The organism is Nocardioides sp. NPDC057772, from assembly GCF_042798075.1.
Lineage (GTDB): Bacteria > Actinomycetota > Actinomycetes > Propionibacteriales > Nocardioidaceae > Nocardioides.
In genome coordinates this window covers 1-11682 of the sequence record NZ_JBHVKN010000162.1, presented here as the reverse complement: position 1 = coordinate 11682, position 11682 = coordinate 1, and the positions used below count along the sequence as shown (strand labels likewise).

Sequence of the window (11682 nt, the reverse complement as noted above, 5' to 3'; positions counted from 1 at the left end):
GAACCGTGGTTCGAAGGCGGCCGCACCGACCTGGCAAACATGGTCTTGCTGTGTGGCAGTGACCATCGCCGGATCCACGACCCCAACTACGGCTATGAACGGCTCCCGGATGGTCGGATCCGGTTCACCCGGCGTACCTGAGGTACTGAGGGGCATTGGCTCATCCTTTGTGAAGCATTCACAAGGTGTCATCGTCTAGTAAAAGCCCGACGAGACACGTCTGCCGGTCCGGATCCGTCGGCCCCGGTTCCCAAGCCCGCGCTAAACCCGGATTCTGCTGCGCCAAACCCCGCCGCCGACCCGATAGCCAGCCAAAATTCTCGGCGGAGCCCGGTGTCAAGGACCGCGAAGCGGCCGGCGAAGCCGGCGGCCGAAGGCCGTCATCTCGACAAGCTCGATACATCGCCTTGACTCCGGGGTTCGTCGAGAACACCCTCAGGAAAGGGTCGGCGGCCCACCCCGGCCACGAAATTCAGCCCCCAACAGAACTCAAACCCGATTACCGTCCAACCCCATGAAACCCCTCGGCGACGTCCCCTGGCCCCCAGAGCAGATCGTCACCGAACGCCTGATCCTCCGAGAGACCAGAACAGAAGACAGAGCAAGCCTGGCCGAGCTCCTCTCGGACGAGACCGCCCAGGCCTACCTCGGCGGCCCTCGGCACACTCGCGAGGAGCTGGAGGACCTGATCCCCCACGATCCCAACACCAGACCGGGGATCTTCGCCGTCGAGCACGAAGGCGAGTTCATCGGGAGGATCACCGTGCAGCGCCGAGACCGGGCATGGGCCCACCACGTACGCGATGAGGGTGACGAGGTCGAGATCGGCTACGAGTTCCTCCCGACCACCTGGGGCAAGGGCATCGGGACGGAGGCGACCAGGGCAGCGCTCGGCTGGATCGAGCGGACGCTCCCCGGCGAGCCGGTCGTGATCACGACCCAGGTGGCCAACGAGCGGTCCCTGCGTCTGGCCCAGAAGCTCGGGTTCGTCGAGGTGGAGCGGTTCGAGGCGTACGGCGCGGAGCAGTGGTTCGGGGTCCTCAAGGCCGGCTAGGACCGAGCGGTCATTCCGCGGGCGTACCTAGATAGGCGACCAGCGCCAGGTGGTCCGAGCCCGGCACCTCGACCGTCTCGGTCGCCAGCGCGACCAAGGCGTCACTGATCAGCACATGGTCGATCGCGGTCGACGGCGGGAGAGGTACGCCGGCGAACCCGTCGACGGGCCATGTCGGCTGCCATCCGGCGTTGCTGGCCCGGGCAGCATCCGAGACCTCGGCATCGTCGAGCAGCTGCCGGACGGTGTGGTGGTCGAGCGAGGCGTTCAGGTCGCCGAGGACGAGGTCGGGCTTCTCCGCGGCCGCCTCTTTGATGAGAAGCTCCTGCTCGGCCGGCCACGAGGCAAGCGTGGGCGGCGCCGGATGCGCGACGACGACCCGCCGCTCCCCCACGTCGGCCACCCACGACCCCATCGCGGTCTCGATCCGGCGCGCCTTCGTGATCGGCTCGCCGGCGAAGAGCATCGTCCCGTCGGTGCCGGGCGCGGCCTCGCCGATCCGGTAGGGCAGCTGGTCACGCAGCCTGCCCGACAGCTTCGCGAACGCCTCAGGCGTGATCTCCTGAACCGCGAGCAGGTCGACCTTGTGGGCACGCACCGCCTCGACCACCGTGTCGATGTCGCCCTTGCCCTCGAAGAGGTTGGTGGTCATCACCGTCAGCGGCTCGCCGGCGCTGGTCTCCCGCGACCCGGCGTACATCGGTGCCTGCCAGGCGAGGTGCACCGCGAGCAGCATGCCGACCACCCCGGCCATGACCGCGAGCCGGATCCGCGCGGGACCGGCCGCCAGCCACACCAGCACCAGGACCGCGACCAGGCAGGCGGCGTACAGCCCGATGCCGAACGGTGCGAACGCCGCCAGCCGGACCGCCCGCAGATCCGTGCTCGCCAGCGCCCGGGAGAGTGTGATCGCCAGAGCGGGCAGCCCGCACACGACCAGCACGCCCCACGCCAGTGCCAGCGGCACCCACCGCGCTCGGTTCACGCCGCCACCTCCGTTGCGCAAGCGCAAGAGTACGGACGCGGCGGCGTGCTGATCACATGGTTCGCTCGCTGGCGCTCGCTCACAGGACGACCAGATCGTCGCGGTGGATGACCTCCCGAGCGTACGCTGCCCCCAGGTTGGCCTCGAGATAGCCGGAGGAGCGTCCGGCCAGCCGCGGGATCTCGTCGGCGTCGTAGTTCACCAGCCCACGCGCGACGGCCACACCCGACGGGTCGACGACATCGACCGGGTCGCCGGCGTGGAACGAACCGGAGGAGCCGGTGATACCCGCTGCCAGCAGCGAGGCGCCGCGCTTGCTGATCGCGGCGACAGCACCCGCGTCGATGCTGATCGACCCCACCGGCTCCGTGGCGTGCTGGAGCCACAGCAGCCGCGCCGGGCGACGCCTGCCGACGGCGTGGAACAAGGTGCCGACAGCCTCACCCGCCAAGGCGGCCTCCGCCTGGGCGGCAGAGGTCAGCACGACCGGTACGCCGTCGTCCACGGCGATCCGCGCCGCCTCCAGCTTGGTCACCATGCCTCCCGTGCCGACGCCGGCAGCACCGGCCTTGCCGATGGTCACCCCGGCGAGGTCGGCCATCGAGACGACCTCGTCGATGCGCTGCGACCCCGGGTGCGACGGAGGCGCGTCGTAGAGCCCGTCGACGTCGCTGAGCAGCACCAGCAGATCGGCCTTGACCAGGTGGGCCACCAGCGCCGCGAGCCGGTCGTTGTCGCCGAACCGGATCTCGGAGGTGGCCACGGTGTCGTTCTCGTTGACGATCGGCAGCACCCCCAGGTCGAGCAGCTTCGACAGCGTCGCATCGGCGTTGCGGTAGTGCGCTCGCCGGTTCAGGTCGTCGACCGTGAGGAGCACCTGGCCGGCGATGATGCCGTGCCGGGCGAGCTCGTCGGTGTAGCGATGGACCAGCAGCCCCTGTCCGACGCTCGCCGCCGCCTGCTGCTTGGCCAGCGCCCTGGGACGCTTGGCCAGCCCCAACGGCGACAGCCCGGCCGCGATCGCCCCGGAGGAGACCAGCACGACCTCCTGCCCGGCGGCCCGCGTCTTCGCGAGTACGTCGACCAGACCGCTCACCCGGGCCGGATCGATGCCTCCCGCTGCCGTCGTCAGCGACGACGACCCGACCTTGACCACGACCCGGCGTGCCCCGGTCACGACCTCGCGCTGCACCGATCCCCCTCGTACGTCAGCCTGTGCTCTCCGCTGGCCCGGATCCTACCGGCGGCTACTGCCGTCGCCCCGTCAGTTTTCGCTGGTCGAGCGCGACTCGCCCTGGTGTCCAGAGCTTGTCGAAGGGTCGTCCTCGGCCCAGTCGGTGTCGGGGTCGTCCTCGCCACCGATCTCGTACGCCACGGGGCCCGCCCCGTCACGCAGCCGCCGGGCGACGTCGGCGCGAGCCTCGTGCTCCGCCTTGGTCTCCATCCCGGCATCGATCTCGCGCCTCCGCGCGGCAGCGGGCCGCTCCTCGTAGAAGCGCTGGTCCTCGCCGCGGCGGCCGAGCATCTCGGCACCGGTCTGGATCGAGGGGCGGAAGTCGAAGACGACCGCGTTGGCCGGGTCGCCGATGATGACGGTGTCGCCCTCCTCGGCTCCGAGCTCGACCAGCCGCTCCTCGACGCCGAGCCGGTTGAGGCGGTCGGCGAGGTAGCCGACGGCCTCCTCGTTCTCGAAGTCGGTCTGGCGCACCCAACGCTCGGGCTGGGGCCCACGGACGAGGTATTCGCCGTTCTTGGAGACCTTGACGGTGAACCCGTCCTTGCCCTCGGCACCCGCCCGGCGGAGCACGATCCGCGTCGGCGCGACGACCGGCGTCTCCTTGCGCGACGCCGCGACCAGCTCGGCCATCGCGTAGATCAGCTGTTGGGTGCCCTCACCCGAGGCGGCGGAGATCTCGAAGACCTTCAGGCCGCGTTTCTCGAACTCGCCGATGGTCATCTCGGCGATCTCGCGGCCGTCGGGGACGTCGACCTTGTTGAGCGCGACCAGCCGGGGCCGGTCCTCGAGGCCGCCGTGGCGGGAGAGCTCGTTCTCGATGACGTCGAGGTCGTCGATCGGGTTGCGGCCGGGCTCGATGCTCGCGGTGTCGATGACGTGGACGAGCGCGGCGCAACGCTCGATGTGGCGGAGGAACTCGTGGCCGAGGCCGCGGCCGTCGGCGGCGCCCTCGATCAGGCCGGGCACGTCGGCGACGGTGAAGGTGATCTCGCCGCCCTTGACGACGCCGAGGTTCGGCACCAGCGTCGTGAACGGGTAGTCGGCGATCTTCGGCCGGGCCCGCGAGATGGCCGCGATCAGCGAGGACTTGCCCGCGCTCGGGAAACCGACCAGCCCGATGTCGGCGACGACCTTGAGCTCCAGGCCGATCTCGCGCGCCTCGCCCGGCTCGCCGAGCAGCGCGAAGCCGGGGGCCTTGCGCTTGGAGGAGGCGAGCGCCGCGTTGCCAAGCCCACCACGGCCGCCCTCGGCCACGACCAGCTCGGAGCCGGGGCCGACCAGGTCGGCCAGCACGTTGCCCTGCATGTCGGTCACCACGGTGCCGTCCGGCACCGGCAGGATCAGATCCTCGCCGTGGGCGCCGTTGCGGTGTCCGCCCGCACCCTGGCCGCCGTTGGAGGCCTTGCGCTTGGGACTGTGGTGGTAGTCGATCAGCGTCGTCACGTCGGGGTCGACGCGCAGGATGATCGATCCGCCCGGGCCACCGTTGCCGCCGTCGGGGCCGCCCAGCGGCTTGAACTTCTCGCGGTGCACCGACGCCACCCCGTGTCCGCCGCGACCGGCCTCGACGTGGAGGGTGACGCGGTCGACGAAGGTGGGTACAGCCATGGCTCCAGCCTACCGACGGCAGGCTCTGGAGTTGCTATCCGCGCGACGCCTCGCGGTCGCCGGTGCAGACTGTGCGCATGCGAGTAGGAACTGTGATGTGGCCGATCGAGGACTGGCCGGCGATGGGCGAGCGGTGGGCCCAGGCCGAGCAGCTCGGGTTCGAGACGGCATGGGTCTACGACCATCTGGCCTGGCGTGGCCACAGCCCGTGGGAGGAGGCATTCACGTCGATGGCCGCAGCAGCGGCCCTCACCTCCACCATCCGGCTCGGCACCCTGGTGACCACCCCCAACTTCCGTACGCCGATCCCGACCGCCGCCGCGATCCGCAGCCTCGACCGCATCTCCGGCGGGCGCATCACCATCGGCATCGGCGCGGGCGGCGACGACCACACCTCCGACGGCGACGTGCTCGGGCGCGAGTTCACGCCCCGCGAGCGCGCCGACCGGTTCGCGGAGTGGACCCGCGCCGTCGACCAGCTGCTGCGCGAGTCGCCGGTCACCATCGACGGCGAGCACTGGCAGACCCGCGAGGTCACCGTCTCCCCCGGCCAGGTGCAGCAGCCGCGTACGCCGCTCTGGCTGGCCGGCAACGGCCCCCGCGGGATCCGGCTGACCGCCGAGGTCGGCGACGGCTGGATCGCCAACCCGCACGGCGACGACCCGAGGGGCTTCGTCGCCCAGCGGCTCGAGATGCTCCGCGAAGCGTGCGAGAAGAACGGGCGCGACTACGACAGCATGCCGAAGCTGTTCATGTCCGGCTTCACCGAGGAGCCGTGGACCGAGTCGGCCGACGCGTTCGAGGACCTCGCCGGCTCCTACGCCGAGATCGGGATCACCGACATCGCGCTCCACTGGCCGCGCGCCGGGACCCGCTGGGAGGTCTCGTGGGACACCTTCGAGGCGATCGCGGCTCGTGCGGCGTACGTCTGAATGTTCGTCTAGGTATGTAGCCCAACCGCCACTTCCCGGTTGGAGTTCCACGTGGGAAGTGAGTGTTCGGCTGCATACCTAGACGAACCGCCACCCCACCCGACGACGCCGAAGGGCCCTCTCCGGTTCGGAGAGGGCCCTTCGAAAGTCTTGATCAGGCGTCGCCCGGGACGATGTTGATCACCCGGCGGCCGCGGCGCTTGCCGAACTCGACCGCACCAGGCTGGAGGGCGAACAGGGTGTCGTCGCCGCCCCGACCGACGTTGGTGCCGGGGTGGAAGTGCGTGCCGCGCTGGCGGACGATGATCTCACCGGCGTTGACGAGCTGGCCGCCGAAGCGCTTCACGCCGAGGCGCTGGGCGTTGGAGTCGCGACCGTTCTTGGTGCTTGCCGCACCCTTCTTGTGTGCCATCTTCTCAGTCCTTCAAGTATCTCTGGAACGCCGGAATCAGGCGTTGATCGCGGTGACCTTGACCTGGGTGTACTTCTGACGGTGACCCTGGCGCTTCTTGTAGCCGGTCTTGTTCTTGTACTTCTGGATGACGATCTTCGGGCCCTTGGAGGCACCGACGATCTCAGCCGCAACCGAAGCCTTGTCGAGGCCGGTCGTGGTGACGGTCTCACCGTCGACGAGCATGACGACCGGCAGCGTGACCGCAGCACCGGCCTCGCCGTCGAGGCGGTCGATCTCGATGACGTCGCCGACAACGACCTTCTGCTGCTTGCTGCCAGCCTTCACGATCGCGTACACCGCGGTCTCCTTCATGCTCCGAACTCAAAGTCTTGTGTTTACCCGCGGCAGCTGTGCACATACGTGATCACTGGACCCCGAAGCGATAGGTGCCAGCGGTTGCCTGCAGGAACGGCGCACTGCGCACGCCGAGGTTCAATATTACGTACGCGGCCAGGTAGCCGCAAAACGCCGCGACACCATCCGCCCGGACACTGCCAGCACACCGTCGGACCACCGCCCGGACATGGTGTCCCGGAGACCTCGAACCAGCCGACCGGGCGCCCGGTTCGGCCCGGTTCGCTGTGAACCGGGCACGATTCCGGGCAGGATGGCGCTCATGACGTCGACCGAGCCGTCGCCCGCGAGCCAGGCCCGGCAGGAGGAGATCCTGGCCCGGGCACGTACGACCGGACGGGTCTCGGTCACCGATCTGGCGCCCGATCTCGGGGTGAGCGTCGAGACGATCCGGCGCGACCTGAAGGTGCTCGCCGACCGCGGGGTCGTGGAGCGGGTCTACGGCGGCGCGGTCGCGCTGGAGAGCGGCAGCTTCGAGACGTCTCTCGAGTTCCGGGCGGGCCGCGACGTCGACGAGAAGCACCGCATCGCCCGGGCCGCCCTCCAGCACCGGCACGGCGCGGAGACCATCTACATCGACGAGGGCACGATGCCCCAGTTCCTGGCCGAGGAGCTCCTCGGCCAGGGGCCGGCGACGGTGATCACCCCCTCACTGCCGGTGGCAACCCGCCTCTCCGCGGACCCCGAGCTCACCGTCATCATCCTGGGCGGCCGCGTACGCACCCTCACCCGTGGCGTCGTGGACCAGTGGGCGACCCGGATGCTCGGCGACCTGGTGATCGACCTGGCCTACATCGGCGCCAACGGGATCTCCCGTGAGCAGGGGCTGACGACGCAGGACCCGTCGGTGGCCGCGGTCAAGCGCACCGCGATCGAGCGCTCCCGGCGCCGGATCTTCTTCGGCGCCCACACCAAGTTCGGAGCCTCCAGCCTGTGCCGCTTCGCGGGCGTACGCGACTTCGAGCTGCTCATCACCGGCACCGAGCTCCCGGCCTCCGAGGCCCGTCGGTTCGCCGCACTCGGACCCCGGGTCGTCCGCGCCTGAGGAGGCCCCGAGAAACGGGCAGCAACCGGGCAACTCGGGCGCCTTGACCGGGCTAGGGGGTCCGGCCCGAATTGCGACATCGTGGTCGTGACGACAGTCACACTGCGAGGAGGCAGATCGATGCGGGCACGGAGACGGACCTCCGCAGCGCTGACAGCGCGCTCTTTGGCCACCACGGTTGCAATGATCACAGCGTTGACGGCATGCGGCACGGGCGGGCTCGGCGCCGGCGGGACGAGCGCGGGTGAGCACAGCATCACGGTGCTGATGGTGAACAACCCCCAGATGCTCGAGCTCCAGGAGCTCACCGAGGAGCACTTCACCAAAGAGACCGGGATCGAGGTGAACTTCGTGGTCAAGGTCGAGCAGGACATGCGCGACACTGCGAGCACCGAGTTCGCCAACCAGTCCGGCATCTACGACGTGGCGACGCTGTCCAACTTCGAGATCCCCTACTACGCCGAGGCCGGCTGGATCTCCGACATGGAGAGCATCGCGAACGACCCCGAGTTCGACCAGGACGACATCCTCCCGCCGATGACCGAGGCGCTCTCGGCCAACGGCAAGGTCTACGGCCAGCCGTTCTACGGCGAGTCGTCGTTCCTGATGTACCGCAATGACCTGTTCGAGAAGCACGGCATCGAGATGCCGGCCAACCCGACCTGGGACCAGGTCGCCGACTTCGCGGCCCGGATCGACGAGGCCGAGCCGGACATGCGCGGCATCTGTCTGCGCGGCCTGGCCGGCTGGGGCGACAACCTGGCCTCGATCACGACCGTGGTCAACACCATGGGCGGCACCTGGTTCGACGAGGACTGGAACGCCCAGGTCAACACGGGTGGCTTCAAGAAGGCGGCCAACTTCTACGTCGACCTCGTCCGCGAGCACGGCGAGGCGGGTGCGGCGACGTTCAGCTTCCCGCAGTGCCTCAACGCCATGCAGCAGGGCAAGGTCGCGATGTGGTACGACGCCACCTCCGGCGCCGGGTCGCTGGAAGCGGCCGAGTCGCCGGTCAAGGGCAAGGTCGGCTACGTCGCCGCCCCGCACGACCAGACCGAGAACGCCGGCTGGCTCTACACCTGGGCCTGGGCGATCCAGAAGGCCTCGCGGCACCAGGAGGAGGCCAAGGAGTTCGTCGCCTGGGCCTCCAGCAAGGAGTACGAGCAGCTGGTGATGGCCGACACCGAGAACGACACCGGCGGCCCGACCAACGTCCCCGCCGGCAAGCGCGCCTCGACCTACGAGAACCCCGAGTACCTCGAGGTGGCCGGCGCCTTCGCGACCCCGACCATGAACGCGATCAAGAACGCCCAGGCCGACAACCCCGGCGTCCAGAAGCGCCCCTACAACGGCATCCAGTTCGTCGGGGTCCCGAGCTTCACCGACTTCGGCACCGAGTGCGCCAAGCAGCTCTCCAGCGCCATCTCGGGCTCGAAGACCACCGACGCGGCGCTCGACCGATGTCAGTCGCTCGCCCAGGAGTACGGCGACGTCCAGAAGGAGAAGCAGTGATGGCCTCCCTGACCGCACCCCTCCCCGCCACAACCGAGCCCGCGGCGGAACGGCCGCCCGCGGCGTACAAGAAATGGGGCCGGGAGTCGTGGAAGCTGCGCGCGCCGCTGCTGCCCGCGCTGGTCTTCCTGATCGTGGTGACACAGCTGCCGTTCGTGGCAACGCTGGTGATGTCGTTCATGAACTGGAGCGCTCAGCCCGACGCCCCGGAGCGCAGCTTCGCCGGGCTCGACAACTTCAAGACCGTGTTCACGACGCCGGCCTACCGTACGGCGGTCCTGAACACGATCGAGATGACGGTGGTCGTCGTCGGGGTCAGCGCCCTGCTCGCGCTCGGGATCGCGCTGCTGCTCAACCATGCGTTCGTCGGCCGCGGCCTCGTGCGCACGATGATGATCGCGCCGTTCCTGATCGTGCCGATCGCGGCTGCCGTCTTCTGGGGCAACGGCATCCTGATGACCGGGTTCGGCCTGGTCGACGGCGTGCTCGGTCAGCTCGGGGTGCCGAACGCCCAGGACATCGCGTTCCTCACCGACCATCCCAAGCTCGCCATCGAGATCGAGCTGATCTGGCAGTGGACGCCGTTCATGATGCTGATCCTGCTCGCCGGGCTGCAGTCGCAGGACCCCGAGGTCCTGGAGGCCGCGTCGATCGACGGCTGCAACGGATGGCAGACGTTCGTGCACATGACGCTCCCCCACGTACGCCGCTACCTCGAGCTCTCGATCGTGCTCGGCACGATCTTCATCGTCCAGAACTTCGACTCGGTCCTGGGCATGACCGGCGGGCTGAACTCGACGAACATCCCGTTCGCCGTCTACGAGACGTTCTACTCCGCCAAGGACTACGGGGTCGCCTCCGCGCTGGGCGTCGTCGTGGTCATCGGCTCACTGATCATCGCGACCTTCGCGCTCCGCGTCGTGTCGTCCCTGCTGACCGACGAGGAGGCAAGCCGATGAACGCATGGAACCGGCAACGGGTGGCGAAGATCGTCATCCCGATCGCAGCGTGGCTGGTCGGCATCATCTTCGTGATCCCGATCCTCTACATGGTCCTGACCTCGCTGCACGCGCCGCAGGACGCCCAGACGTACCCACCCAGCTGGGGTGCGCCGCTCACCATGGACAACTACAGCGGCCTGTTCACCTCGGCGAACCCGATCACCCCGGCACTGATCAACTCGGTGATCACCAGCGTGATCTCGACGCTGCTCGTGCTCGCCCTGGCCATCCCCGCGGCGTACTCCCTCTCGATCAGGCCGGTGAAGAAGTGGTCGGACGCGATGTTCTTCTTCCTGTCGACGAAGATGCTGCCGATGGTCGCGGGGATCCTGCCGATCTACCTGTTCACGACAAAGGTCATCAACATGCCTGACAACGTGATCATCCTGATCCTGCTCTACACGGCGATGAACCTGCCGATCGCGGTCTGGATGATGCGCTCGTTCCTGGCCGAGGTGCCGCCCGCGATCATCGAGGCGGCCTCCATCGACGGTGCCAGCACGCTTCGGATCCTGACCCGCATCGTTGCCCCGATCGCCATGCCCGGCGTCGCCGCGACCTCGCTGATCTGCTTCATCTTCGCGTGGAACGAGCAGCTCTACGCCAAGGTGCTCACCTCGGTCGCCGCACAGACCGGACCGGTCTACGTGAACACACTGATCCAGACCGAGCACGCCTACCTCGCCGAGCTGGCCGCCGGCGCGACGCTGATCTCGCTGCCCGTGCTCATCGCCGGCTTCGCCGCTCAGGACAAGCTGGTCCAGGGCCTCTCCCTCGGGGCGGTCAAATGACTCACGCCCAACTCACGACGGCTCGGCTCGGCGAGCTGTCTGCGGCCATCGCCGTCCCCGCCTACGACCGTTCCGCCGTCACCCCCGGGATCGTGCATCTCGGGGTCGGTGGCTTCCACCGCGCCCACCAGGCGCGCTACGTCGACGACCTGCTCGCCTCGGGCATCACCGACTGGGGCATCGTCGGGGTGGGGCTGATGCCCCAGGACGTACGCATGCGGGATGCTCTCGCCGCCCAGGACCATCTCTACACGCTCATGGAACGGGCCCCGGACGGGGCGGTGCACGGGCGGGTGATCGGCTCGATCATCGACTACCTCTTCGCCCCCGACTCCCCCGAGGCCGTCCTGGCGCAGCTCACCGACCCGCGGATCCGGATCGTGTCGCTGACCATCACCGAGGGCGGCTACCACGTCAACCAGGCGACCGGCGGCTTCGACGCCTCCGACCCGGCGATCCAGGCGGACCTGGAGCCCGGGGCCGTACCGTCGACGGCCTTCGGGTACGTCGTGGAGGCGCTGGCGCGTCGTCGGGCGGCGGGGGTGGCGCCGTTCACGGTGATGTCGTGCGACAACATCGCCGGCAACGGGCAGGTCGCACGATCGATGCTGGCCGCGTTCGCCTCCCTGCGTGACCCGGCGCTCGGTGACTGGATCGCGTCCGAGGTGGCCTTCCCGAGCTCGATGGTGGACAGGATCACCCCGGCGAC

General features: G+C 69.0%; 12 protein-coding genes and 1 pseudogene. 8 read left to right on the top strand and 5 right to left on the bottom strand.

Features of this window, described 5'->3' with window-relative positions; all coding sequences use genetic code 11:
• Both ACFVJS_RS21250 and ACFVJS_RS21245 read left to right on the top strand, forming a co-directional pair.
• A partial coding sequence (locus ACFVJS_RS21250; protein ID WP_378884523.1) for an HNH endonuclease occupies nt 1-141 on the top strand: 141 nt, incomplete at its 5' end.
• 373 nt (nt 142-514) lie between these two features.
• The gene (locus tag ACFVJS_RS21245) at nt 515-1054 is read left to right on the top strand and encodes a GNAT family N-acetyltransferase (RefSeq protein WP_378884519.1); all 540 of its coding nucleotides are present in this window, start codon (nt 515-517) and stop codon (nt 1052-1054) included.
• A 10-nt stretch (nt 1055-1064) separates the two neighbouring features.
• On the opposite strand, the gene ACFVJS_RS21240 is transcribed toward ACFVJS_RS21245, so the two are convergent.
• The 3 genes from ACFVJS_RS21240 to obgE all read right to left on the bottom strand — a co-directional run bounded on the left by ACFVJS_RS21240 (nt 1065) and on the right by obgE (nt 4884).
• Nucleotides 1065-2039: an endonuclease/exonuclease/phosphatase family protein gene (locus ACFVJS_RS21240; protein WP_378884518.1), complete on the bottom strand. Its 975-nt coding sequence runs from the start codon at nt 2037-2039 to the stop codon at nt 1065-1067.
• 79 nt (nt 2040-2118) lie between these two features.
• The gene (gene proB / locus ACFVJS_RS21235; protein WP_378884515.1) at nt 2119-3231 is read right to left on the bottom strand and encodes a glutamate 5-kinase; all 1113 of its coding nucleotides are present in this window, start codon (nt 3229-3231) and stop codon (nt 2119-2121) included.
• A 72-nt stretch (nt 3232-3303) separates the two neighbouring features.
• A complete protein-coding gene (gene obgE, locus ACFVJS_RS21230) occupies nt 3304-4884 on the bottom strand; it encodes a GTPase ObgE (protein WP_378884514.1) in 1581 nt (526 codons plus the stop codon).
• A 77-nt stretch (nt 4885-4961) separates the two neighbouring features.
• On the opposite strand from obgE, the gene ACFVJS_RS21225 reads away from it, so the two are divergent.
• On the top strand, nt 4962-5816 hold the full coding sequence (locus ACFVJS_RS21225) for an LLM class flavin-dependent oxidoreductase (RefSeq protein WP_378884511.1): 855 nt from the start codon (nt 4962-4964) through the stop codon (nt 5814-5816).
• A gap of 154 nt (nt 5817-5970) precedes the next feature.
• Here ACFVJS_RS21225 and rpmA read toward each other — a convergent pair whose 3' ends face one another.
• A complete protein-coding gene (gene rpmA, locus ACFVJS_RS21220; RefSeq protein WP_008358497.1) occupies nt 5971-6228 on the bottom strand; it encodes a 50S ribosomal protein L27 in 258 nt (85 codons plus the stop codon).
• Nucleotides 6229-6264: 36 nt separating this feature from the next.
• The gene (gene rplU / locus ACFVJS_RS21215) at nt 6265-6567 is read right to left on the bottom strand and encodes a 50S ribosomal protein L21 (protein ID WP_165113277.1); all 303 of its coding nucleotides are present in this window, start codon (nt 6565-6567) and stop codon (nt 6265-6267) included.
• Nucleotides 6568-6886: 319 nt separating this feature from the next.
• Here rplU and ACFVJS_RS21210 point away from each other — a divergent pair, with 319 nt between their 5' ends.
• From ACFVJS_RS21210 to ACFVJS_RS21190, 5 genes and pseudogenes are all read left to right on the top strand, one after another.
• Nucleotides 6887-7669 carry a DeoR/GlpR family DNA-binding transcription regulator gene (locus tag ACFVJS_RS21210; protein ID WP_378884508.1) on the top strand — a complete coding sequence of 261 codons (783 nt, stop codon included), beginning with the start codon at nt 6887-6889 and terminating at the stop codon, nt 7667-7669.
• Nucleotides 7670-7852: 183 nt separating this feature from the next.
• On the top strand, nt 7853-9181 hold the full coding sequence (locus ACFVJS_RS21205) for an ABC transporter substrate-binding protein (protein ID WP_378884507.1): 1329 nt from the start codon (nt 7853-7855) through the stop codon (nt 9179-9181).
• The gene (locus ACFVJS_RS21200; protein WP_378884505.1) at nt 9181-10140 is read left to right on the top strand and encodes a carbohydrate ABC transporter permease; all 960 of its coding nucleotides are present in this window, start codon (nt 9181-9183) and stop codon (nt 10138-10140) included. The genes ACFVJS_RS21205 and ACFVJS_RS21200 overlap by 1 nt, the downstream gene beginning before the upstream one ends.
• Nucleotides 10137-10973: a carbohydrate ABC transporter permease gene (locus ACFVJS_RS21195; RefSeq protein ID WP_378884502.1), complete on the top strand. Its 837-nt coding sequence runs from the start codon at nt 10137-10139 to the stop codon at nt 10971-10973. Before ACFVJS_RS21200 ends, ACFVJS_RS21195 begins: the two co-directional genes overlap by 4 nt.
• Nucleotides 10970-11682, top strand: a pseudogene (locus ACFVJS_RS21190) (mannitol dehydrogenase family protein); the annotation flags it as partial. The gene ACFVJS_RS21195 and the pseudogene ACFVJS_RS21190, both read left to right, overlap by 4 nt.